This is a genomic window from Armatimonadota bacterium (genome assembly GCA_035527535.1).
GTDB lineage: Bacteria > Armatimonadota > Hebobacteria.
On record DATLAK010000170.1, the window covers coordinates 1 to 22,505 of the forward strand.

Sequence of the window (22,505 nt, forward strand, 5' to 3'; positions counted from 1 at the left end):
GTGATCGTCGATCACTGCACGCGACGACCCGGAATCACCGAAAGGTGGTACACATCAGGCGGCGGCCGGTGGTACACATGGGGCGGCTATTGACATCTAGCGCGCGCTGCAAGTCAACGTGCGCCTCGCGCTGTTCTGATGGGTCCATTCCTATACCCCGCAGGAAAAGCCCGACCGCCTCGTTCGGATGAAGCTGCGGTAAGTGGTTGGTATACCCTTCCATCAACCGAAAGCCACCCGTCGGCCCGGCAATAGCTTGGATGGGGATTCCTGCTTCGCACAGAGTCGCGAGGTCGCGATGGATCGTGCGCTCTGAAGTCTCGAGTGCCTCGGCCAGTTCCCGGGCCTTCAGCTGCCCGCGCGATTCCAGCAGCACGAGAACGGCCAGGAGACGATGGAGACGCATCGTAGGCTCCGAGAAAGAGTGTGGTTGCATTCTATAACCATGACAGGCTGTTGTCAAGGTTCGCCTGGTATGATATGGTCACCGAGCAATGAGGAGGGAGCGAGAATGGCCGATCAGTTCATGGCGCACTGTGGTATTGACTGCGAAGCCTGCACGTACCGAGAGTCGGCGGGCTGTGCCGGTTGTTTGGCAGCCAAAGGGAAGCCGTTCTGGGGTGAGTGCGCGCTGGCCGCGTGCTGCATCGGAAAGGGGCATGACCACTGCGGGGAGTGTCAGGAGTTCCCGTGCGCGACGCTGAATGAGTACGCGTACGATCCCCAGAACGGCGACAACGGCAAGCGCATCCTCAACCTGAGAGCCTGGAATGAAGTCGGGTACGATGTTTGACGACGCGAGCAGAAGAAGCAGTAAGGGCGTGCGGTGAGTCTCAGCAAGGAAGTGATCTTCGCTGAACGTCTTCGTCGGCAGCGGCTGCTGAAGCCGGTGAAGACACGCGCGGACTACCTGGCGCTGTTTTCGCTGCTGCAGCCCGTTTCCCCGCCGTACTTCTCCTATCCGGGAAGCCCTCCGAGCATGACGCATCGCGCTGTCTCTGACATGGAACTGGCAGAGCGTTTCCGCGAGCGTCGTGGATTGGTGAAAGGGCGCTTCCTTAACAAGACGATCGGCTACGTGTTAGCGGATGACCTGGAGCTGTACGCCAACGCGTTCTGCCGGCCGCTGGGCAAGATGACGACGATGCAACGACGGGTCTACGATGCGCTCGCGACTGCCGGCCCGCTAACCCCCCGCCAGATCAGCGAGGAAACCGACCTGCTGAATAAGGAAGTCATGCCTGGACTGCACCGGCTGCAAGAGGCATTCCTCGTTTACGAAGACCAGCTCACGACCGATTGGGAACGCGGGTGGTATCTCTTCGGTTCCGAGTGGCCGGAGATCACCATTGAGAAGGAGCGTTGGGAGCCGGCTGGCTCCGAGGTGCTGCTCCGCTTCCTCACGGGCCATGTCTTCGCTACCACGCGGCAGATCAAGGACTGGTCAGGCTGGGCGGTGAAGGACCTCAATCGTCTCCTTGCCGGGCTTGAGGCACGGGACGCCGTCGTTCCGATCACCATCAGAGCCCTTGGCGAAGGCTGGTTGCGGCCCGAGGATGCAAACCTGCCGGCTGATCCCGTGCCGCCGACAGTCTTCATGCTCCACAGAGCCGACCCGCTCGTGCGCTCTCATGTCACTGAGTTGAGAGAACGATACAGAGGCATCGAGGTGTTGCAGTACCTGCTCATCGACGGCGCCTTCCAAGGCGCAGTCTCCGGCCACTGGCGCATTGGGCCCCATGATGTTGAAGACATCATCGTTGATCTCAGCCGTGGTGAGCGCGCTGGCAGGAAGGCGGAGATCATGCAGGCAGTCGCTTGGAAGTACCACCTGCCATCCCATCGCATTCTTCGCTACGCGGGAGAGCCCCTGGCCGCTTGATGGAGTCCAGCCCGTCCCTTGGGCTGGAGAGGAACTCCGTCGCCTCTTGCTGAGAGATCCCCACTCGCGGAGAGCCCGAGCGACCAAAGGGCGGGCGTTGGCATGTAATGGCCTCCTTGTCGCCTGATTTCCCTCGCAGTTCGATTCGGACACGCTGACCACTCCGACACTTCGAACCTCCGTCCGGTAAGTATCTACTGGGCGAAGGCGGTCAGCAGACCCCCTCGCACCACCAGGTTTGGGTCGTGATGACTGGCGAGGAGAGGGAAGATGTCGAACCCATTGGACCCCGAGATGATGTGCCCGGCCGAGCGGCTTGAGGAGGCGGCCTCCCTGCTGGCCAGGGGCATCCTGCGGCGTCGTCTCAGGACGGCGGACGGGAGAGAGAAATCTCTTGATGTTCTTCGGGAAGCGAGCGATGAATGTGTCGAACCCCAGCTCGTGCTTCGTAGCGAAGAAGCCTCGCTACTTCGCAGAGTAGCATCGGACGGGAGAGATACATGAGTGACAGCACGCTGAGACAGATCGCTCAACTGAACAAGCTGAGCTTCATCTGGTCTGGGGGAAGCCTGGGGCCGGATCAGTTCCAGGTGGAAGTGGACGGCAGGCTGGTAGGACACACCCCCATTGAGCAGCTCAGCACGCCGCGCGACCCCCAACCCTTGACCCTCCACGAGCGGGGCTGATACACTGCCGCCGGGCACCGACATGGCATTCACCACACCGCTGATCGCCGTGACCGGTAAACGCGCCCCCGGCTCCGACGTCTGGACGCCGCGGTCGGCCTATCTGGGTGCGCTGGAAAGCGCCGGCGCGGCGCACCTGGCGATCCAGCGCCGTGAGGAGCTGGGGGTCGCCGCCGGCCTCCTGCTCACCGGCGGCGGCGACATTGCGCCGTGGCGCTACGGGCGCGCGGCCCAGCCCCGGCTGGGGCCGGTGGACGAGGAGCGGGACGAACTCGAGCTGGAGCTGGTCGCGGACGCCCAGGCGGGCGACTTGCCGGTGCTGGCGATTTGCCGCGGGATGCAGGTGCTGGTGGTCGCGCACGGGGGCAGGTTATGGCAGGACTTGCCCTCGGAGCTGCCGCACAGTCTCGACCACGGGCGCGGTGCGGGGCGCGGGGCAGGCGCGGAACGAGCATCACACCAGGTGCTGCTGGGCGCGGGCACCGTCGCAGCGGCCGCCGTCGGCGCTGTTCGAGCGGAGGTCAACAGCAGTCACCATCAAGCCGCCCAGACCGTCGGCGACCGCCTCGTGATCTCCGGCTGGGGGCCTGATGGCGTGATCGAAGCCGTGGAGATGCCCGGCGCGCGCTTTGTCCTCGCTGTGCAGTGGCATCCGGAAGACATCCTGGAGTGCGCGGGGCAGGCTGGGATCTTCGCCGCGTTCGTCGCTGCGGCGCGCCGCCGATAGGTCGAGCGCGCGCACGGCCGACCCCCGCCAATGCGGCGCGTTCCCGCGCAGTTTTCCGGTCAAGCACACGAGGCGCCGAGAGATCGCCGGGCGTACCCGAGCCAACGTGCTTCCGGTCCCTAGAGGAAGACGGCGATGGGCCGAGAATACTAACAGCTGTCCATTATCCAAGAAGGGTGGAACAGAAATGCTAGTGCCGAGCAAGACCATCATCGAAGAAGCAGTGAAGGGCAACTATGCGGTGGGCGCCTTCAACGCCGTCAACATGGAGAGCGCACAGGCGATCTTCGCCGCCGCCGAGCGCGAGCGCGCGCCCTTTATCATCCAAATCACGCAGACGACCCTGGCCTACACCGAGCCCGAGGAGCTATTCGCCGTCATCCGTGCCCTTGCCGACCGCGCAACGGTGCCCGTCGCCGCGCATCTCGACCACGGGCGCTCCTTCGACGTCGTGATGCGCTTCCTACGCCTGGGGATGACCTCGGTCATGATTGACGGTTCGCTGCAGGAGGATGGCAAGACGCCGCGCTCCGACCAGGAGAATATCGAGGTCACGTGCAAGGTGGTGGAGGCCGCCCACGCCCTCGGCGTCACCGTCGAGGGTGAGATCGGTCGCCTGGGCGTCATCGAGGCCGCGCATGAGGACCATCTGACCGTCCCCGCCGAAGCCAAGCGCTTCGTGGAGGACACCGGCGTGGATCTGCTCGCGGTAGGCATCGGCACCACCCATGGACTCTACAAGGGCACCCCCGTTATTGACCATGCTCGCCTGGCCGAGATTCATGCGGTCACGCCGGTTCCGCTGGTCATGCACGGCGGCACCGGCGTCCCCGACGACGCGGTGCGCAAGGCGGTGCCCCTGGGCATCCGCAAAGTCAACATAGACACCCAGATTCGCGTTGCGTTCTTCGACGCGATCGGGGTGCAAGTCCACAAGACGGAGAAGGAGCACGCCGAGGCCGAGGCCAAGGGCGGCGTGCGTAAGTACGACATCCGCAAGCTGCTCGGCCCCGCGCGCGACGCGATGATCGAGGCCATCGCCGACCGCATGCGGGTTTTCGGCGCCGCCGGCAAGGCGTGACGCGAGCCCGAGCGTGAGTTGCGCCCGGCTCACGCGGCGTCGTTCAACGGAAGCTGCGGCGTCCGCGGCAGCGGATCGAAGGCGGCCTGGGCGGCGAGGCGTGCGACCTCGGAGGTACTCGCGGCGCGCGCTCCCATTGTCTCCAGGCGCTCGACGCCGGCCGCAAATTCCGGTTCCTTCCACGTCACGGCGAGAACGGGACGCCCCGCCTGGAGTGCGCGCTTGGCGGTGGCGAAGCTGCCCCCGCCCCGCCTGCACTGCGCGACGATGACCGCCCTGGCAAGGCCGGCCTGGATGCGGTTGCGGGCGAGCAGGGTCTCTCGGCTCGCGAGCATGCCCGTCGGCACCTCCGATACCAGCGCACCCGCGCCCGCCACCTCTTCCGCCAGGCTGCGGTGCCGGCTTGGCGTCACCCGCTCGAGGCCGCTGCCCAGCACGGCGACGGTACGCCCGGCCGCCGCCAGGGCACCGCGGTGGGCAGCGCCATCAACGCCCAGGGCCAGGCCGCTGACCACGGTGACGCCGCGCCCGGCAAGCGATCGGGCGATGTCCGCGGCGACTGAGGCTCCATGCTGCGAGGGGCTGCGAGTGCCGACGATTGCCACCCCGGCGTCGTCCGCCGGCGCGAATGAGCCGCGCACGTACAGTAGGGGAGGAGCGTCGCGCAAGCTCCGCAGATTGGTTGGATAAGCCTGGTCATCCGCGGTCACCAGCCATATCCCGGCCTCCTGCAGCCGCTGCTCCAGCTTCTCCAGTCGCCCGCCGTCGGCGGCCAAGTGCCGCAGGGCGGTCGCCTGGGCGGGAGTGAGGGAGCCGACCGCGATGAGGTCCTCCGTGGTGGCTTCCAGCGCCGCTTCAGGAGATCCGAAACGCGACGCGAGCCGAAGCAGCGTGACCGCGCCAGCGCCGGGAATATGGTTCAGGGCAAGCCAGGCGAGCCTGCGGGGGATCATTCGGCGTCGCCGGTGGCCGCGCAGTTGCCGCATCGCCCGGCGCCCGGGGAGGGCGCCGGCGGCTCCTTCCAGGCCGCTATCATGTCGGCGAATACGCGCTTGACGACCGCCACCTGCCCGGCCATGTGTGACGATATCTGCCCATGTCGTAGCGGCTCCTGCGACATCCCTGCCGCGTAATTGGCGACGACCGCGAGGGCTGCGTAGCACAGGCCGGCTTCACGCGCGAGGGGGGCCTCAGGCACGCCCGTCATTCCCACCACGTCTCCGCCCAGGCGGCGAAACATCTCGATCTCGGCCGGCGTCTCGAAGCGCGGCCCCTGGGTGCACACGTACACCACCGACGGATGCAAGGCCTGCTCCAGAAAGCGCCCCGCGCGCTGCATCGCCTCGCGCAGGTCGGGGCAGTAGGGCTCGGTCATGTCCACATGCCGCACCGAGGGACTGTCCCCGAATGGGGACTGTCCCCTTGCACCCTCGAAAAACGTGCTCGTGCGGCCGTGGGTGAAATCAATAAACTGCGACGGGAGAGCGAGCTCCCCCGGCTGGATGGACGAGTTGAGGGAACCGACCGCCGCCGAAGCCAGGATGCGTTCGACGCCGAGCGCCCTCAGCGCCGCGATGTTTGCGCGGTGGTTTATCTGGTGCGGGGGCACCGCGTGCTCCCGCCCGTGGCGCGCGATGAAAGCGACCTCCTCGCCGCCAAAGGGGGTCAGGTCAACCAAGACCGTGCCGTAGGCCGTCTCGACGGATCGCGTCTCGACCGCCTCCCCGATCGCGTAGAAGCCCGTGCCGCCGATGATCCCGAATCGCATGTCATTGCCTCTCGCCGGACGCGCCGGAGGGACAGTCCCCGCCCGCCCATAACTTCCACGAACGCCGCGAACAACCTGCCCGCGACCCGCGCGGCGGTTCTTGCGTTACCGGAAGGATAGCACTTTCTTGATCCGATCTCCACTCTGCGCGAACATACCCACGGCTTCGGAGTCCTTGCTGAGCGCCCTTGATCGCGATATAATCTCGTGCGTGGCGGCGCTCTGCGCCGCTTTGGTTGACACTGGACCAGCGCCGGGCCGCGCGATCAGACCCGATACGGAGGTCATCCCTGCCCGCATCGCCCTGGAGAAGCTCGCAGGGAAGTAGCACGCGGCGTGCGCGATAAGCGCAGCGCCTGGAGAGGGGAGGAGGGTCATGTGCTGCGGCATGCGCATCCACAAGGCCATATTGGTCGCGGTGCTGTCGGTGGTTACCGTCGCCTTGCGGTCAGACGCATCGGTCGGTGCGACTTCCCTGGATGAGGCCCGTGCAATGGTCAAGGGCGCGTATGACGCGAACCGGCGCGGGGATCATGCGGAAGCGGTGCGGCTGGCGGGCATGGTGGTAAGTGAAAAGGGCGACCTGGCGGCGTACTGGGCAGGCCCCAACGCCAAGCACCCGGCGCCCGAGGCGGACATCCAGGACCCCGTAGCCTTCGTCCGCGCCCAACTCCAGGCCGCGCGCGACACCGGCGCGGAGCTCAACCTCGAGATCGCGGGCACGCGCGCCCGCGCTGAGTTGCTGCGCGGCTACGTCGGCATCGGCGACTGGTGGGCCGCGGCGCGCCTGGCCGAGGAGATCGTGCGCGAGAATCCGCGCGCCAACCTCACCTGGGGAGACCTGTGGGTCGCCCGCAAGCATCTAGCGGCGGGGAATCCGTCCTTCCCGTGGGTGTTGGTCCTCTCCGCGCCAGGCGGCCGCTATCTGTCTTCGCGCCGCCCGGTGGTGGAGAGCGATGTGGTGTGGACCGAGGTGCGCGCGCTGGCGGAGATGCCCGACAGCCGCGTTCAATGGGACGCCGGTCAGCGCTGCGCGACCGTTGCGGTGGGGGGACGGAGCTTCGGTTTCCGACCGGATTCGGTGGAGGTGGGAGTGGACGGGAAGACAATCGTGGCGCCCCAAGCGCCGCGGATGCAGGACGGGCGCACCTGGGTCTCGGTGGAGGCGCTCACCGCCGCGGGCTTCTGGAGCCAGAGCTACCCGGAGGCACGGATGGTGATCGTCGGCATCGGCCCCGGCGCAGCGACGATCCAAGGCGGCGGCGCTGGAATCGAGGGGCGATGAGCGGATCATTGTGTCTGAATGGCAGGTGGGGGCTAACCTACGCCGAGGGCGTGCCGCGGATGGATGCAGACAGCCTGACCGCCCCGGTGCTGCGGGGCCGACGCTTGCTGGAGGCGCGCGTGCCGGCGCCCATCCACCAGGTGCTGATGGAGGCGGGACTGCTCGATGATCCGAACGTCGGCTTGAACTCCCTGCGGGCGCGCTGGGTGGAGGAGCAGTTCTGGGTCTATCACCACACATTCGAGGCGCCGGCGGAAGCGGCCGAGCAAACCGCGTGGCTGGTGTTCGAGCGCCTGGAATGGGACGCCGTAGTGCTGCTCAACGGCGAGAAGATCGGCCGCCACGCCAACGCCCATCTCCCCGCACGCTTCAATGTCACCGGCAACCTGCGCGCGGGCGAGAACCTGGTGGTGGTGAAGACCGAGGCCGGATTGCACGCGGCCGCGGATCAGTCCGCAGCGGCGTACGCTCCCAGCGAGATAGACCGCCTGACCAAGCGCCAACTACAGCGCAAGCCCCAGTACCAGTGCGGATGGGATTGGAACCCCCGCCTGATGAACGTCGGCATCCTGGGCGACGTGCGCCTGGAGTGGCGCGCGACCCCGCGCCTCGACCAGGTGACGGTCTTCGCGGTTCCCAGCGATGATCTCTCCACCGCGATGATGTACGTGCGCGCTACCGTGGAGGGCATCGAGGAAGAGCCGGTGGAGGCCACCCTGCGCGCGCGCATCGTGGACACCGGGCAGGAAGTCACGGCGCCGCTGACGATCACCCCCGGGGAGAGCCGCCACGAGGTGACGCTGATGATCTCCGCCCCCCGGTTGTGGTGGCCCGTCGGGCACGGCGAGCAGTTCCGCTACACCGTCGAGGTGGCGCTGGAGGCCGAGGGGGAGACCCAAACCGTCACCCGCCGAACGGGCGTCCGCCGCGTGGAGATGGATCAGTCGCCGCACCCGGTGGAGGGCCGTTACTGCGTGCTCAAACTTAACCATCGCCCCGTCTTCTGCAGAGGCGGCAACTGGGTGCCGCCGGACCTGCTGTACAGCGCGGTCACTGCCGAACGCTACCGCAAGCTGGTGGAGCTGGCAGTCGGGGCCAATTTCAACATGCTGCGGGTGTGGGGCGGCGGGACCTTCGCCGACCATGCGCTGCTGGACGCCTGTGACGAGGCAGGGGTGCTGATTTGGCACGATTTCCTGTTCGCTTGCGCGAAGTATCCGGGTGACGATCCCGCGTTCGCAGCGGAGGTGCGGCGCGAGGTCACCTGGGCGGTGCGCGAGCTGGCGCACCACCCGTCGCTGGTGGTGTGGTGCGGCAACAATGAGATCGAGTGGGGGGACTGGGACTGGGCCTACGACAGCCGCTACAAGACGCATCCGCACTACGCGATCTTCCACCACGACCTTCCGCGGATCGTGCGCGCCGAGGATCCCTCCAAGTCGCACTGGATTAGCTCGCCGTATTCTCCCGACTACAAGCATCCCAATGACCCGACAGTGGGTGACCAGCATCCGTGGGGCGTGTCAATCCTCACGCCGGGGGCCGCCGACTGGTGGGCATACCGCGGCTGCGTTGATCGCTTCCCCAACGAGGGCGGGGTGATCGGCGCGTCCTCGCCCGCGACCCTGTGCCAGTTCCTGCCGGAGAACGAGCGGTATCTCCTGTCGCCGAGCTGGGAGCACCACGATAATCCGCTGGCGTGCACCGACGCCGACCCGGACCAGATCGGCAGGGCCTACGCCACCGTCGAGCTGTGGCTCGGCCGCGACCCGCTGACGATGGAGTGGCAGGACTACGCGTTTGCCAGCGCCTTGCTGCAGGCCGAGGGCTTGCAGGAGTATATCGCCAACTACCGGCGACGCATGTTCAGCAGCGCGGCGGCGGTGTTCTGGAGCTACAACGACTCCTGGCCGGTGACCCACGGTTGGACGATTGTGGACTACTACCTGCGGCGCAAGCTCGCCTACCATCCAGTGCGCCGGGCGTTCCAGCCGGTGACGGTGGTGGCGGCGGAGGAGGACGGTGTGGTTACGATATGGGGCGTCAACGATACGCCGCAGGAGTGGTCGGGCGAGCTGCGGTACGGCATCTTCGCGCTGGCCGGCGGCTTGCCCCGTGACGAGACGCTGGCGGTGACCCTGGCCGCTAACGCCTCCTCTCCACTCGCCCGTTTCGAGCGCGCGGAATGGGACACCGCGGGCCTGACGAAGAACGGCGCGTTCGCGGTCCTACTCGCCGAGGGGCCGCCGATCGCCCAGCACCGGCTCTTCCTCGAGCGTTTCAAGGACCTCGCGTTCGCCGAACCCTGCATCACGACGACGGTCGCCGGCGACACGCTGACGTTGACCTCCGACGCCTTCGCCTGGGGCGTGTGCCTCGACGTGGAGGGGGAGGTCCCGCTGGCGGACAACTGCTTTGACCTCATACCGGGTGTGCCATACCTCATGCCCTGGCGTGCTGGTTCGGGGGAGCCGCGCGTCGTGCGCCTGGGCAACCGCGACGCGGTTGCGCCCTTGGCGCGCGGCTGAGCAGGGCGGGGGCGCGCCCGCGCCGAATAGAAGGCAAATCGCACCGCAAGGGAGGCGAATCGTGAGCATCAAGCTGTTGACAATGCTGTTGGTGCTTCTCATCTGTGTCGCCCAGGGGCTGGCGGCGGGCAACATCGTCACCATCGAGCGCGGGGGGCACCTGCTGCTCAACGGTAAGCGCTTCTTCCCGCTGGCCCTCTACACCAAGCCGCAAGGCCCGGAGCCTTTCCGCCAGATGGCGCAGGCGGGCTTCAACCTGGTGGGGGCGGGCTTCGACCGCGAGACGTTTGATGCCGCCGCCAAGGCCGGGGTCTATTGCTGGATACCCCTCGGCGGCACGATGGACCTGTCCCAGGACCGCCAGCAGCGCGAGGCAAAGATCCGCCAAACCGTAGCCGCGGCCAAGGATCATCCGGCGCTGCTGATGTATGAGAGCAGGGACGAGCCTGCCTGGACCTGGCAGGAGCCGGCCAAGGCCCCGGCCTCCGCCGAGGGCCTGGCGCTCGGCTACCGCCTGGTGAAAGAGCTCGACCCCCACCATCCGGTGACACTCAACCATGCTCCCCGCAACACCGTCGCCACCTTGCGCAAGTATAACGCCGCTACCGATGCGGTGTCGGTGGACATCTACCCCGTGGTGCCGCCGGACATCCTGCACATCTACGCCATCACCGCCGACGGCCGCCACGGCGACTTGCGCAACCAGACGCTGTCGTGCGTGGGTGAATACGCGGACAAGATGCGCGCGGTCGCGGGGTTAGAGCGCCCAGTATGGATGGTGCTGCAGGGGTTCGCCTGGGCGCAGCTCGACGACCAGGCAAAGATCATGTCATCCATCGTCTATCCCGGCTACGAGCAGACGCGCTACATGGCGTGGCAGTCCGTCATCCACGGCTGCAACGGCATCCTCTACTGGGGTACCCACACGGCGCCCCAGCCCGGTGACTGTTGGACCGGCATCCTCCGCGCCGTGCGCGAGCTGGCGGACCTGCACGACGCGCTGGTCGCGGACGAGGCGGCGGTGACGCTGGAGAAGGACTACGACGAACTGGGGTTCTCGATAGATGTCGGGGTCGAGACTTCGGTGCGCGATGTCGGCGACTACCGCTATGTCCTGGCCGCCAACTCCAGCATTGACCCGGCGGCGGTCACCTTCCGCGGCCTGGGGGTCCCGGACGGCGAACTGGAGGTGCTGGGCGAACAGCGGACGGTGGCGGTCAGCAACGGCGCCTTCCGCGATGAATACGTCGGCCTCGGCGTGCACCTCTACCGCGCGCGCAAGGGCAAGTAGAGCGCCGGGCAGGCATACTGCGCGAGGAGACGGAGGGGATGCTCAAGGCCGAGGTCGGGGTGGTGCTGAGCATCGAGGCGTCGCGGGCAGGCGCGCAGGAGGCCGTCATCGAGGTGGCCGGCAAGCGCGCGCGCGCTCTCAACTATCCGCGGCTCACCGGGCCGATAGCGGGCGGAGAACGCGTGCTGCTCAATACCACGGCGGTGCGTCTCGGCCTCGGCACCGGTGGGCTGCACTTCGTGATGAAACGCCTGGACGACCGCGATAACGCCACGCCGCCGGCCACGCCCGACGAACCCGGCCATGTCATCAAGCTGCGCTACACCCCCCTGCAGTTCTCGTGCCTAAGCGCCGAGGAGGCGGACAGCCCGCATCACGAGGCCCTGCGCACGGCCTCCAGCCTGAATGGCGCGCCGGTTGTCGCCTGCTCTTTGCACAGCATGATCGCCCCCGCGGCGGCCGGCGTCAAGGCGCTGCTGCCCGCCGCGCGCGTGGTCTACGTCATGACCGACGCCGCCGCGCTCCCGATTGCGGTCAGCCGCCTCGTCGCCCAGCTCCAGGAGGCCGGCCTGCTCGACACGACGGTCACCTGCGGCCAGGCGTTCGGCGGGGCGTACGAGGCGGTCAACCTCTTCTCCGGGCTGTTGACCGCGCGCCTGGTCGGCGAGGCCGACGTTATCATCGCCGGCCAAGGGCCGGGCAACGTCGGTACGGGGACGCTCTACGGCTTCGGCGGCATCGAGCAGGGCGAGATCATCAACGCCACGGCAGTGCTGGGCGGGCGTCCGGTGGCGGCGGTGCGCATCAGCTTCGCCGACCCGCGCGAGCGCCACCGCGGGGTGAGCCACCATTCCCTGGTGGCGTTGGGGCGGGTCGCGCTGGCGCGGGCGGCCGTCGTCCTGCCGCAGATAAGCGACGACCGCGCGCGGCAGGTGGGCGAGAAGCTGGCCGCAGCGGACATTCCCGACCGCCATGACATCGTCACCGCGAGCGGCGAAGCAGGATTGGCGGAGCTCGCCCGGCGCGGCGTGGCGGTGAAGTCCATGGGGCGGGCGGTGGATGACGACCCCGAGTTCTTCCTGGCGGCGGCGGCGGCGGGCGAGTACGCTGCCAGCCGGTGCGCCGGCAGCGAGCCTGCTGAGGGCTGAAGATGGCTGATTGCCCGGGCGACGAGGTCCTGCGCGAGGAGACCGTAGCCTCCACTCGCGCCTTCAAGGGCTCGCTCATCAACGTGCGGGTGGATCGGGTGCGCCTGGCCGATGGCACCGAGACGCGGCGCGAGGTCGTCGAGCACCCGGGGGCGGTGGCGGTGCTGCCTTTCCTTGACGAGCGCCACGTCGTGCTCGAGCGTCAATTTCGCCAGCCTACGGGCGAGGTTCTATGGGAGATACCCGCGGGCACGCTGCACCCCGGCGAAGACCCGGAGCGGTGCGCGGGCCGGGAGCTGGAGGAGGAAACCGGCTATTCCGCCGACAAGCTGGAGCTGCTGGCGAGCCCATACCTGGCGCCGGGCTATAGCAGCGAGGTGATCCACATCTTCGTCGCCACCGGGCTGCGCAAGACCGAACGCAACACCGACCACGACGAGCGCGTGCACCCGGTGGTGGTCGAGTTCACTCGCGCGCTGGAGATGGTGCGCCGCGGCGAGATCAAGGACGCCAAGACCCTGTGCGCGGTGCTCATGGCGCAGACGAGCGCCACACGGTAGAATTGGCTATATTGCGCCGCCGTCCAAGCATTGCCGGTCACGGAGCACCAAGTCGGTGCTGATCGCTTGTCGCCGCCGAGGGAGATCAGGAGGAAGTCGCATGAGGGAGCAAGGCAAGCGCGCTATCCGCTTCACAAACGTACATGTCGAGAACTGGCGCAACTTCTCCCAGGTATCCGTGGATCTTCAGCGACGCGTCTTCCTGGTCGGGCCTAACGCGTCCGGGAAGTCCAACTTCCTCGACCTGTTCCGCTTCCTGCGCGATATCGTGGCCGTGGGCGGTGGGCTCAGGGAGGCGGTGCGAAGGCGCGGGGGAGTGCGTTCGCTCCGGTGTTTGGCAGCTCGGCGTTACTCGGACATTGTTATACGTGTGAGCATCGGCGGAGAGGACTCCGAGCCGCTGTGGACGTACAGCCTCGCCTTCAGCCAGGACAACAGGCAGCGCCCGACGATCAGGGAGGAGAGGATCGCCAAACTGGGAAGCGACCTGCGAGCGCGGCCGGACGATGAGGATAAGAAGGACCCGGAACGCCTGACACAGACGCACCTCGAACAGGTCAATGTCAACCAGCCGTTCCGCGAGCTGGCCGACTTCCTCGGGTCAACGCGGTATCTTCATATCGTGCCACAGTTGATCCGCGAACCGGATCGCTCAGTAGGGCGGCAACACGATCCTTACGGCGGGGATTTTCTGGAACAGGTAGCTGGCACGCCTGCCAAGACCAGAGATGCTCGGCTGAGGCGCATCTTACATGCGCTCAAGGTCGCGGTGCCTCAGCTTGATCAACTGGAGTTGTCGCGCGACGATCGCGGCACGCCGCACCTGCGCGGCAGATATGCGCACTGGCGCCCCCACGGGGCCTGGCAGACCGAAGAAGTCTTCTCCGACGGCGCTCTGCGCCTGCTCGGACTGCTGTGGGCGGCACAGGAGGGGGCAGGACCCTTGCTCCTGGAGGAGCCGGAGCTCTCCCTACATCCCGAGGTTGTTCGGTTCATCCCGCAGATGCTGGCGCAGATTCAGCGGCGCGTCGGCCGCCAGGTTCTACTCAGCACTCATTCCACCGATCTCCTGCAGGATGACGGGATCGGATTGGACGAGGTGCTGCTCTTGCTGCCGAGCAGCGAAGGCACCGAGGTGCGTCCCGCGAGCCACTTCCGGGAGATACGGCACTTGCTTGACAGCGGGGCGTCAATGGCACACGCCGTGATCCCCCGGACGCGTCCGGCCAGCGCCGAGCAGTTGGTCTTCGCGTTGACGGAGTGAAGGTGGGGAATGCAGAAACCAGTTGAGATTCTGGCAGCGGTGGAAGGAACTGTGGACGAAGTCGTCGTGCGGCGCCTGGCTTACGAAGCCGGGCTCCCCGTCGCGGTGGTCCACGGCAAACGCGGGAAGGATGACCTCAGGCAACGGCTTCCGGGCTACAACACCGCAGCGCGTTTCGGCGTTTGGGTGGTCCTCGTTGACCTCGATCACGACGCGGACTGTGCGCCAGAGCTCGTCGCAGATTGGCTGCCCGCGCCAAGCCGGGGGATGTGTTTTCGGGTGGTGGTGCGAGCGATGGAGGCCTGGCTGCTGGCCGACCGCGAGCGCCTGGCAGCCTTTCTCGGTGTCGCGCCGGGACGCATTCCGCCCGACCCGGAGCTGGAACCGGATCCCAAGCGCACCATGGTTGGACTCTCGATCCAATCGCGCCGGCGTGAGATCCGAGAGGACATGGCGCCTCGCTGGGAAAGCGGCAGGGTTGTCGGCCCTGCCTACACGTCGCGGATGATCGAGTTCACGCAGTCCCACTGGAGGCCTGAGCAGGCGGCAGAGCGCTCGGATAGCCTGCGACGCTGCCTCAGACGCCTGCGCGAGTTGGAACATCAGGCCAGATCCTGAGCCGGAATCGCCCCGCGGTCGTCCGGCTTTACACCCCTTTCGCCCCTATGCTATAGTATCCGCGTTGCCGGGGTCAAGCGTCGGCGCCCCGGAGAGCTCGCTTCGGAGGCACTCATGTCCCACATCAAATGCGCCCTGGTCAGCGTTTCGGACAAGGCCGGGATAGTGGATTTCGTGCGCGGCCTGATGGAGAGGGGAGTCGAGATCCTCTCCACCGGCGGCACCGCCCGCACGCTGGCGGCGGCCGGCCTGCCCGTCCGCGAGGTTGCGGATTACACCGGCTTCCCCGAGATGATGGACGGCCGGGTCAAGACCTTGCACCCCAAGGTTCACGGCGCCATCCTCGCGCGCCGCGATGTGCCCGAAGACGTGGCCGCCGCCCGGCAGCACGGCATCGAGCTGATTGACATGGTGGTCGTCAATCTCTACCCCTTCCGCGAGACGGTGGCGAAGCCGGGCGTCGCGTTGCCCGAGGCGGTGGAGCAGATTGACATCGGCGGGCCCTCGATGGTGCGCTCCGCGGCGAAGAACCACGCGCACGTGGCAATCGTCTGCCGCCCCGCGCGCTATGACGAGGTGCTGGCGGAGATGCGCGCGTCAAATGGCAGCCTGTCCGACGCGACCCGGCTGCGGCTGGCGGTCGAGGCCTTCGGCCATACGGCGGCTTACGATGCGGCGATTCACACATACCTCTCGCGGACGGCAGGCGAGATTCCTCGCGGAGTTCACCCTGAGCCGACCAAGATTCTTCGCTGCGCTCAGAATGATATCAAGCGAAGGGCTCGGAATGACAGTGGGGGCGCTGACAATGCGGTGGTCTGTATGCCCGACGCCATCATTCAGGCGTGGGAAAAACGCCGGGACCTGCGCTATGGCGAGAACCCACACCAGGCCGGGGCCTTCTATGGCGATACCATAAGCCCCCCCTCCGGTCTCGCCGCCGCACGGCAGCTTCACGGCAAAGAGCTGTCTTTCAACAACTACCTCGACCTCGACGCGGCGATGGGCATCGTTGCGGACTTGGGGGGACACCCACCGGAGAGGGTGTCCCCGCCTGCGGCGGCGATCTTCAAGCACACCAGCCCCTGTGGAGCGGCGACGGCGGCTACCCTTGCCCAGGCCTACCGCGACGCCCTGGCCTGCGATCCGCTGTCCGCTTTCGGCGGCATCATCGGCCTCAACCAGCCGGTGGACGTGGATACCGCGCAGGCCATCCTTGAGGGCATCAAGGAGTACGGATTCATGGAGTGCGTGATCGCTCCCGGCTTCGCGCCCGACGCCTTGGAGGCCCTCAAGACCAAGCGCGACCTGCGGTTGCTCGAAGCGCCGATGACGGGCATTGGCGACCGTTATGACTTCAAGCGCGTCGCCGGCGGGCTGGTGGTACAGGGGATGGACGTCTTTGCCGACGGCGAGCCCGACCTGACTTGCCCCACGAAGAAGAAGATACCCGCCGAACTGGAGCCGACCGCGCGCTTCGCCTGGCGGGTGGCGCGGTGGGTGAAGTCCAACGCGATCGTCATCGCGCGCGACACCCGGACGGTGGGCATCGGCGGCGGCGTGACCAGCCGGGTGGACGCGGCGTGGCTGGCGGTGCGCAAGGCCGGTGAGCGCGCGCGGGGGGCGGTGCTGGCCTCGGACGCGCTTTTCCCCAAACCCGATACCATCGAGGTTGCAGCCCAGGCCGGCGTGGTCGCCATCATCCAGCCCGGCGGCTCGCTTTTACTCGGAGACCAGAAAGCGATTGATCTTTGCAACCGCTTGGGGATTGCCATGGTCTTGACCGGGCGGCGCCACTTCCGCCACTGATCGGCGAACCACGAAGACACTAAGACACCAAGGAAGACAAAGGCCGAATCAACCCTCGGGAATCCCGTCTTCGTGTCTTTGTGCCTTGGTGGTTTAGTTATTCACGAGGAGCTGTTATGAACCGCAGCTTACGCGAAGTTGACCCCGAGATGGCGGATGTCCTGGCCGGCGAGCTCGAGCGCCAGCAAAGCACCTTGGTCATGATCCCCTCGGAGAACTACGCCAGCAAGGCGGTGCTTGACGCCCAGGGCTGCATCATGACCAACAAGTACGCCGAGGGCTACCCCGGCGCGCGCTGGTATCACGGCTGCGAGTTCGTGGACGTTGCCGAGTCGCTGGCGATCGCGCGCGCCAAGGAGCTTTTCGGCGCCGAGCACGCCAACGTCCAGCCCCACACCGGCACCGCGGCCAACATGGCCGCCTACTATGCCCTGCTGGAGCCCGGGGATACCATCCTCGCCATGTCGGTGGACCAGGGCGGCCACCTCACCCACGGCAACAAGCTCAACTTCTCCGGCCGCTACTACCGCATCGCCTTCTACGGCGTTGACCGCCAGTCCGAGCGCCTGGATTACGATGCGATCTTGCACGCCGCGCGCCACGAGCGCCCCAAGCTCATCGTCGTCGGCGCCAGCGCCTACCCGCGGCAGATAGACTTCAAGCGCTGCCGCGCCATCGCCGACGAGGTGGACGCCTACCTGATGGCGGACATCGCCCACATCGTGGGGCTGATCGCCGCCGGGCTGCATCCCGACCCCGTGCCCTACTGCGACATCGTGACCTCGACCACCCACAAGACCCTGCGCGGGCCGCGGGGGGCGTTCATCATGTGCCGGCGCGAGCTGGCGGAGGCGATTGACCGCGCGGTTTTCCCCGGGGTGCAGGCGGGGCCGCTGATGCACGTCATCGCCGCCAAGGCCGTCGCGTTCAGAGAGGCGATGACGGAGAGCTTCCGGGAGTATCAGCGGCAGATCATCGCCAACTGCCAGGCGCTGGCGGAGGAGCTGATGGCGCAAGGTTTCCGGTTGACCACCGGGGGCACCGACAACCACCTCATATTGGTTGACCTGCGCCCACAGACTATCACCGGCAAGGAGGGCGCGGATCTCTTGGAGCAGGCGGGCATCATCGTCAACAAGAACGTCATCCCGTATGACCACCAGCCGCCCGCCATCGCCAGCGGCATCCGCCCCGGCACGCCGGCGCTGACCACGCGCGGGATGAAGGAGCCGCAGATGCGCCGGATCGCGGAGATGATGGGCCGCGTGCTCCACCACCGTCACGACGCCGCGGTGCGCCGCGCCGTGCGCGACGAAGTCCGCGAGTTGTGCGCGGGCTTCCCGGTTTACACGGAGTTGAACTCCGCATAGCCCGCGGCTCGTTCTCGAAAGGGCATGTTTCATTCTGAGCGCCTGCGAAGAATCCCCTACCTCCTATGCAACCCCGATAAGGGATTCCCGCCGTGGGCGTGCAAGCCTCGGCCGCGGAGCTTATCCTAAGTGCGGTCGAGCGGCTTAGTTAGACACTGTCGAAACCGACTCGACCATGCGATACGAGCAGGCGATCGAGTATCTTGAGAGCCTCGTGGATTACGAGCGCACGGCGGCCGTGCGCGTGTGGAACCTCGACCGCATGCGGTTCATGCTGGAGCGCGCGGGGCAGCCGCAGCGCGGCCTGCGGGCGGTGCACATCGCCGGCACCAAGGGCAAGGGCTCCGTCGCCGCCATGATCGCCTCAGTGCTCCGCGCCGCCGGCCTGCGCACGGGTCTCTATACCTCGCCTCACCTGCGGGACTTCCGCGAGCGCATCCGCGTTGATTCGCGCGAGATCTCGCGCGCCGACGTCGCCCGCCTGGTAACGCGCGCTCGACCCATCATCGAGGCGGTGCCCACCGACGCCCTCGGCGCGCCCAGCTTCTTCGAGGCGCACACGCTGATCGCGTTCCTCTACTTCCGCGAGCGTAAATGCGACGTCGCGGTGCTGGAGACCGGCCTCGGCGGCCGGCTCGACGCTACCAATGTCATCGAGGATCCACTGGTGGCCGCCATCACCCGCATCGCCCTCGACCACCAGGCGGAGCTGGGAGGCACCATCCCCCGCATCGCCGCCGAGAAGGCCGGCATCGTCAAGCCCGGCTGCATAGTCGTCTCTTCCCCGCAGGCGCAGTCAGCGTGGCGCGTCCTGACGGAAACCTGCCGCGAGCGCGGCGCGACCTTGCACGGCGTGCGCGTCAGGCAGGCGGCCGGGTGCAAGCCGCTCTATCGGCGCCTGCTGCCGGAGAAGCGCAAGGCGTCGTTCATCCTCGAACAGGTGGAGTCGGGCGCCAACGGGCACCGCTTTCACCTGAGCGGGATGGGGGCCGACTACCGCGACCTCTATTGCCCGCTGCTGGGGGATCATCAGCTGCTCAACGCCGCCACCGCGGTGGCCGCAATCGCTCTGCTGGAGAAGCGAGGCTATGCGATCCCCGAGGACGCCCTGCGGCGCGGGCTGGCCTCGGTGCGCTGGCCGGGACGGCTGGAGGTCGTCGGCCGCAAGCCGTGGGTCGTCCTCGACGGCGCCCACGACGAGGTCTCGGCGCGCGCGCTGGCCTGCTCGGTGATTGACCTGTTCCCGCATCGGCGGTTGATCCTCGTGCTCGGGCTGTCGCGGGACAAGGACATGCGCGCGGTGGGCTCGCATCTATGTCCCATCGCCGACCGCGCGATATTCACCGCGGCCCGCTTGCCGCGCGCGGCCAGCCCGCAGGAGCTGACCGCGACGCTGGGGGACCTGTGCCCGGACTGTCACACCGCCCCGGACGTGGCCGCGGCCCTCGCTGCGGCGCTTGCCAGTGCGGGCGAAGATGACCTGGTGCTGGTAACCGGCTCGCTCTACGTCGTAGGCGAGGCGATGGAGGCGCTGGCGGCCCAGGGAAGCCCGCCGTAGGCTAGTTCCTGGATGCGGTGGGCGAGGCGCTTGAGAAGGAAGTCCCGGTTGTACCGAGGGGGTTCGGTTCCATTCAGGTCTCGCCAGCGGTCTTTCAACTCGGCGGCAGACAGCCCGCCGAGGGCGGCGATCTGCTTCAGCATGCTGCTACTCATGTGTCTCCACCTCCGACCTGGCGGCTAGGCCAAAGGCCGCCGTGGCGGTCAAAGACCTAGCCATTTCGACACATTCATCCCTCGGTTGCCGAGGAACATCAAGAGGTTTCCCTTCGACAGAGTTCACCCTGAGCGGAGCCGAAGGGCTCAGGGCAGGCTTTCTCTCGTCCGCCGCCCTCAGACGGCGGCGAAGGATGCCCCTGGCCAGCAGGGAGGCCGCCTCCTCAAGCCGCTCGGCCGGGGACATCACCTCGGGGCCTGGGCTTCGTAGCCCGCCCAAGGCGGGCGAAGTAGGCTCCAGTGGGTTAGGCACGTTCTCGCTCCTCGCCAGTCATCGCGACTCAGACCTGGTGGTGCGAGCGGCTAGGTCTGCCGTGCAGACCGCCGTGGCGGCCCTCTGGGCCTAGCCAGGGGTCTGCTGACCGCCTTCGCCCAGTAGATACTTACCGGACGGAGGTTCGAAGTGTCGGAGTGGTCAGCGTGTCCGAATCGAACCCTGAGAGCGAGCGAACGTTGACAGCCAGCCCTTCATCATGATAGCCTCAGGGTGGCTGACCGCCGAAAAAACCATAGTCCGACAGCAGGATAACGCCATCAGCCCTTGCGCGCCTGCTTCCTGCCATCCGAAGTGCTGGGTGGCGAGAAGCAGGCGCGTTCGGTTCTCGATTGGGCTTGGTGCGTAAGTCGGAGGCGTAACACAGATACCGGAGCGGCGCAATGAAGAGCCATTACGAGACGAACCGCCAGAACTGGAACGAACGAACACCTATTCATGTTCGCTCGAGATTCTATGACCTCGACGGGTTGCGAGCCGGACGGAATGCGCTCTTGCCGATCGAACGCGCAGAACTGGGCGAAGTCGCGGGGAAATCTCTTCTGCACCTGCAATGCCACATAGGGGATGACACGCTGTCGTGGGCGCGCTTGGGAGCGCAAGTCACCGGCGTAGACTTCTCCGACGAGGCCATCAGCGTTGCGTGTGGACTACGGGACGAACTCGGTCTCGAGGCGAGGTTCATCTGCCCGAATATCTACGACCTTCCGGATGTGCTGGAAGAGGAATTCGATATTGTCTTCACTTCCTATGGTGTGCTCTGCTGGCTTCACGACGTTCCACGCTGGGCAGAGATAGCGGCCAGTTATGTGAAGCCAGGTGGACACTTCTACCTTGCCGAGTTCCATCCACTGGCAGTATCAGTCTGCGACAACGGGGTTGAAGGCGAGACCTTCCGAATGACCTTCCCCTATTTCCCGCAACCGGAACCTGTCTACTGCGAGCCGGGTCCGACCTATACCGATGGGGAAAGCACGACCAGGACTGGAACATATGAGTGGCCGTACAGCTTGGGGCAAGTGGTCACCGCGCTATGCGACGCTGGGTTACGCATCGAGTTCCTTCATGAGCATCCTTGTTCCGCGTATCCCATTCTACCGGGAATGAGGAAGGACGACGACGGTCTCTGGTGGCGGGAGACGAATGACCTGCCGCTGATGTTTTCCATAAGAGCTCGGAAGGATGCCTGAGAGTGGCACCACGACTCCGCTGCATAGCTCGCCCAGTCGGCCAGGAGGCTCCCGATGACATCCAAAGACAAGCACGCCGAACATCTCGCAATGAACCGAAAGGCCTGGGATGCTTATCAACCTGACTACATGGAGTTCCATCTCAAGGCCCATCCGGATTTCTTCGAGTACTTGGCTGGCGGCGGGGTCTATCTTGATGATGACGAGGTGCGCCTCGCCGGAGATGTCACAGGCCTGACTGTTCTGGACGTGTGTTGCGCCAGCTCCGCAGATGAGGCGTTCTCGTGGGAGAACCTCGGAGCGAATGTCATTGCCTGCGATTTCAGCCCTGTTGCCGTCGAGATCGCGGAGCAGAATGCCGCGCGCTTGAGGTCACGTGTCCAATTCGTGATCGCTGACTCACAGGAACTGGCGCCGATCGCGTCCGAGAGCGTGGACTTGGTCTACGGCAGGTATCTCTGCTGGTTCGAGGACTTGGAGCAGACCCTACGGAGCTGGTTCCGCGTCACCAAGGCCGGCGGCCGCCTGCTTCTCAGTCAAGGGCACCCGATCGCAGAATGCCTGAAGGCCGAAGGCGACTTCTATCGGATCGCGCACAAGTACCATGACGAGGTCCCGGAACGTTATGACTTCAGGGGGACGCCGTTGGCCCGCCAGCACGGAGGATGGGACCAGAGCCACCCAATGATCGAGTTCTTCCACCCCACCTGGCGCATCGTCAACGCCATCCTGGATGCCGGTTATCACGTCCTCCGAATGGAGGAGCCAACGAGGCTTGTCGGGAGTGAGGAACGTCACGCAGATCTTCCTCACACCCTCTTCATCCTCGCCCGGAAGCCGGGTGCGTGATAGTCCAGTGACTTCTGTGGGCTCGGATGCTACCGGCGGGCCGCAAACTGCAACGGAGCCGAACCACCTTCAGGAGCCCCATGCCCATCGGACGGGAGTTCGAAGTGCCGGAGTGGTCAGCGTGTCCGAATCGAACCCCGAGAAAATCGAGGCTCGAAAAACCCGCATAAACACTGGATTCTCTACCAACGGACGGATTGGCAGAAGTCCGAAGGATTCATGGATTCGGCTCCGCTCACCACAGGGAGAAAGAGAGGCCGGATGTCAATAGCCGCCCCATGTGTACCACCGGCCGCCGCCTGATGTGTACCACCTTTCGGTGATTCCGGGTCGTCGCGTGCAGTGATCGACGATCACTGTTTCTTCGGTGTCTGAGTGGCTGGTGTTACCTCCTTTCTGCGA

Annotated in this window: 22 protein-coding genes; 18 read left to right on the plus strand and 4 right to left on the minus strand. The window is 66.3% G+C overall.

The annotated features are described in order from the left end of the window. Positions 1 to 34: 34 nt before the first annotated feature. Entirely contained in the window at positions 35 to 406 is a 372-nt protein-coding gene (locus VM221_11880) for an HTH domain-containing protein (protein ID HUT75517.1), read from the minus strand. Between the two features lie 105 nt (positions 407 to 511). Between VM221_11880 and VM221_11885 the strand changes: the two genes are divergently transcribed. From VM221_11885 to VM221_11910, 6 genes are all read left to right on the plus strand, one after another. Beyond that, entirely contained in the window at positions 512 to 793 is a 282-nt protein-coding gene (locus VM221_11885; protein ID HUT75518.1) for a DUF3795 domain-containing protein, read from the plus strand. 33 nt (positions 794 to 826) lie between these two features. Beyond that, positions 827 to 1,882: a crosslink repair DNA glycosylase YcaQ family protein gene (locus tag VM221_11890; protein HUT75519.1), complete on the plus strand. Its 1,056-nt coding sequence runs from the start codon at positions 827 to 829 to the stop codon at positions 1,880 to 1,882. A gap of 270 nt (positions 1,883 to 2,152) precedes the next feature. Continuing rightward, positions 2,153 to 2,386: a hypothetical protein gene (locus VM221_11895; GenBank protein HUT75520.1), complete on the plus strand. Its 234-nt coding sequence runs from the start codon at positions 2,153 to 2,155 to the stop codon at positions 2,384 to 2,386. Continuing rightward, entirely contained in the window at positions 2,383 to 2,568 is a 186-nt protein-coding gene (locus VM221_11900) for a hypothetical protein (protein ID HUT75521.1), read from the plus strand. Before VM221_11895 ends, VM221_11900 begins: the two co-directional genes overlap by 4 nt. A gap of 22 nt (positions 2,569 to 2,590) precedes the next feature. Then, on the plus strand, positions 2,591 to 3,295 hold the full coding sequence (locus tag VM221_11905) for a gamma-glutamyl-gamma-aminobutyrate hydrolase family protein (GenBank protein HUT75522.1): 705 nt from the start codon (positions 2,591 to 2,593) through the stop codon (positions 3,293 to 3,295). A 187-nt stretch (positions 3,296 to 3,482) separates the two neighbouring features. Further along, complete coding sequence (locus tag VM221_11910; protein HUT75523.1) at positions 3,483 to 4,376, plus strand: class II fructose-bisphosphate aldolase; 894 nt, start codon at positions 3,483 to 3,485, stop codon at positions 4,374 to 4,376. 29 nt (positions 4,377 to 4,405) lie between these two features. On the opposite strand, the gene VM221_11915 is transcribed toward VM221_11910, so the two are convergent. Then, positions 4,406 to 5,329 carry a DNA-processing protein DprA gene (locus VM221_11915; GenBank protein ID HUT75524.1) on the minus strand — a complete coding sequence of 308 codons (924 nt, stop codon included), beginning with the start codon at positions 5,327 to 5,329 and terminating at the stop codon, positions 4,406 to 4,408. After that, complete coding sequence (locus VM221_11920) at positions 5,326 to 6,144, minus strand: S-methyl-5'-thioinosine phosphorylase (protein ID HUT75525.1); 819 nt, start codon at positions 6,142 to 6,144, stop codon at positions 5,326 to 5,328. Before VM221_11920 ends, VM221_11915 begins: the two co-directional genes overlap by 4 nt. 376 nt (positions 6,145 to 6,520) lie before the next feature. On the opposite strand from VM221_11920, the gene VM221_11925 reads away from it, so the two are divergent. The 10 genes from VM221_11925 to VM221_11970 all read left to right on the plus strand — a co-directional run bounded on the left by VM221_11925 (position 6,521) and on the right by VM221_11970 (position 19,575). Next, positions 6,521 to 7,429, plus strand: coding sequence for a stalk domain-containing protein (locus tag VM221_11925; protein ID HUT75526.1), 909 nt, complete (start codon positions 6,521 to 6,523; stop codon positions 7,427 to 7,429). Further along, the gene (locus tag VM221_11930; protein ID HUT75527.1) at positions 7,426 to 9,957 is read left to right on the plus strand and encodes a glycoside hydrolase family 2 protein; all 2,532 of its coding nucleotides are present in this window, start codon (positions 7,426 to 7,428) and stop codon (positions 9,955 to 9,957) included. The genes VM221_11925 and VM221_11930 overlap by 4 nt, the downstream gene beginning before the upstream one ends. A gap of 61 nt (positions 9,958 to 10,018) precedes the next feature. Continuing rightward, positions 10,019 to 11,248 (plus strand): hypothetical protein, encoded by a 1,230-nt coding sequence (locus VM221_11935; protein HUT75528.1) that lies wholly within the window; start codon positions 10,019 to 10,021, stop codon positions 11,246 to 11,248. 38 nt (positions 11,249 to 11,286) lie between these two features. Then, on the plus strand, positions 11,287 to 12,396 hold the full coding sequence (locus VM221_11940) for a DUF3866 family protein (GenBank protein HUT75529.1): 1,110 nt from the start codon (positions 11,287 to 11,289) through the stop codon (positions 12,394 to 12,396). 2 nt (positions 12,397 to 12,398) lie between these two features. Then, positions 12,399 to 12,956 (plus strand): NUDIX hydrolase, encoded by a 558-nt coding sequence (locus tag VM221_11945; GenBank protein HUT75530.1) that lies wholly within the window; start codon positions 12,399 to 12,401, stop codon positions 12,954 to 12,956. A 100-nt stretch (positions 12,957 to 13,056) separates the two neighbouring features. Next, on the plus strand, positions 13,057 to 14,220 hold the full coding sequence (locus VM221_11950) for an AAA family ATPase (GenBank protein HUT75531.1): 1,164 nt from the start codon (positions 13,057 to 13,059) through the stop codon (positions 14,218 to 14,220). Positions 14,221 to 14,229: 9 nt separating this feature from the next. Beyond that, positions 14,230 to 14,838 carry a hypothetical protein gene (locus VM221_11955; GenBank protein ID HUT75532.1) on the plus strand — a complete coding sequence of 203 codons (609 nt, stop codon included), beginning with the start codon at positions 14,230 to 14,232 and terminating at the stop codon, positions 14,836 to 14,838. Between the two features lie 114 nt (positions 14,839 to 14,952). After that, positions 14,953 to 16,647 carry a bifunctional phosphoribosylaminoimidazolecarboxamide formyltransferase/IMP cyclohydrolase gene (gene purH / locus VM221_11960; protein ID HUT75533.1) on the plus strand — a complete coding sequence of 565 codons (1,695 nt, stop codon included), beginning with the start codon at positions 14,953 to 14,955 and terminating at the stop codon, positions 16,645 to 16,647. A gap of 116 nt (positions 16,648 to 16,763) precedes the next feature. Next, complete coding sequence (gene glyA / locus VM221_11965) at positions 16,764 to 18,017, plus strand: serine hydroxymethyltransferase (protein HUT75534.1); 1,254 nt, start codon at positions 16,764 to 16,766, stop codon at positions 18,015 to 18,017. A gap of 175 nt (positions 18,018 to 18,192) precedes the next feature. Then, positions 18,193 to 19,575: a folylpolyglutamate synthase/dihydrofolate synthase family protein gene (locus VM221_11970; GenBank protein HUT75535.1), complete on the plus strand. Its 1,383-nt coding sequence runs from the start codon at positions 18,193 to 18,195 to the stop codon at positions 19,573 to 19,575. Here the strand turns inward: VM221_11970 and VM221_11975 are convergent. Beyond that, positions 19,521 to 19,730 (minus strand): DUF2924 domain-containing protein, encoded by a 210-nt coding sequence (locus VM221_11975; GenBank protein ID HUT75536.1) that lies wholly within the window; start codon positions 19,728 to 19,730, stop codon positions 19,521 to 19,523. The genes VM221_11970 and VM221_11975 overlap by 55 nt on opposite strands. Before the next feature lie 717 nt (positions 19,731 to 20,447). Here VM221_11975 and VM221_11980 point away from each other — a divergent pair. Next, positions 20,448 to 21,254, plus strand: a complete 807-nt coding sequence (locus VM221_11980; protein ID HUT75537.1) for a class I SAM-dependent methyltransferase — start codon at positions 20,448 to 20,450, stop codon at positions 21,252 to 21,254. A gap of 54 nt (positions 21,255 to 21,308) precedes the next feature. Beyond that, positions 21,309 to 22,103 carry a class I SAM-dependent methyltransferase gene (locus VM221_11985; GenBank protein ID HUT75538.1) on the plus strand — a complete coding sequence of 265 codons (795 nt, stop codon included), beginning with the start codon at positions 21,309 to 21,311 and terminating at the stop codon, positions 22,101 to 22,103. Positions 22,104 to 22,505 lie beyond the last annotated feature (402 nt).

Bases quoted from the DNA above. Each gene is read 5' to 3' on its own strand.
- VM221_11905 (HUT75522.1), top strand. From the start codon at position 2,591: ATGGCATTCACCACACCGCTGATCGCCGTGACCGGTAAACGCGCCCCC.
- VM221_11930 (HUT75527.1), top strand. From the start codon at position 7,426: ATGAGCGGATCATTGTGTCTGAATGGCAGGTGGGGGCTAACCTACGCC.
- VM221_11970 (HUT75535.1), top strand. From the start codon at position 18,193: ATGCGATACGAGCAGGCGATCGAGTATCTTGAGAGCCTCGTGGATTAC.
- VM221_11885 (HUT75518.1), top strand. From the start codon at position 512: ATGGCCGATCAGTTCATGGCGCACTGTGGTATTGACTGCGAAGCCTGC.
- VM221_11900 (HUT75521.1), top strand. From the start codon at position 2,383: ATGAGTGACAGCACGCTGAGACAGATCGCTCAACTGAACAAGCTGAGC.
- glyA (HUT75534.1), top strand. From the start codon at position 16,764: ATGAACCGCAGCTTACGCGAAGTTGACCCCGAGATGGCGGATGTCCTG.
- VM221_11975 (HUT75536.1), bottom strand. From the start codon at position 19,730: ATGAGTAGCAGCATGCTGAAGCAGATCGCCGCCCTCGGCGGGCTGTCT.
- VM221_11985 (HUT75538.1), top strand. From the start codon at position 21,309: ATGACATCCAAAGACAAGCACGCCGAACATCTCGCAATGAACCGAAAG.
- VM221_11945 (HUT75530.1), top strand. From the start codon at position 12,399: ATGGCTGATTGCCCGGGCGACGAGGTCCTGCGCGAGGAGACCGTAGCC.
- VM221_11950 (HUT75531.1), top strand. From the start codon at position 13,057: ATGAGGGAGCAAGGCAAGCGCGCTATCCGCTTCACAAACGTACATGTC.
- VM221_11925 (HUT75526.1), top strand. From the start codon at position 6,521: ATGTGCTGCGGCATGCGCATCCACAAGGCCATATTGGTCGCGGTGCTG.
- VM221_11895 (HUT75520.1), top strand. From the start codon at position 2,153: ATGTCGAACCCATTGGACCCCGAGATGATGTGCCCGGCCGAGCGGCTT.
- VM221_11940 (HUT75529.1), top strand. From the start codon at position 11,287: ATGCTCAAGGCCGAGGTCGGGGTGGTGCTGAGCATCGAGGCGTCGCGG.
- VM221_11920 (HUT75525.1), bottom strand. From the start codon at position 6,144: ATGCGATTCGGGATCATCGGCGGCACGGGCTTCTACGCGATCGGGGAG.
- purH (HUT75533.1), top strand. From the start codon at position 14,953: ATGTCCCACATCAAATGCGCCCTGGTCAGCGTTTCGGACAAGGCCGGG.
- VM221_11915 (HUT75524.1), bottom strand. From the start codon at position 5,329: ATGATCCCCCGCAGGCTCGCCTGGCTTGCCCTGAACCATATTCCCGGC.
- VM221_11880 (HUT75517.1), bottom strand. From the start codon at position 406: ATGCGTCTCCATCGTCTCCTGGCCGTTCTCGTGCTGCTGGAATCGCGC.
- VM221_11980 (HUT75537.1), top strand. From the start codon at position 20,448: ATGAAGAGCCATTACGAGACGAACCGCCAGAACTGGAACGAACGAACA.
- VM221_11910 (HUT75523.1), top strand. From the start codon at position 3,483: ATGCTAGTGCCGAGCAAGACCATCATCGAAGAAGCAGTGAAGGGCAAC.
- VM221_11955 (HUT75532.1), top strand. From the start codon at position 14,230: ATGCAGAAACCAGTTGAGATTCTGGCAGCGGTGGAAGGAACTGTGGAC.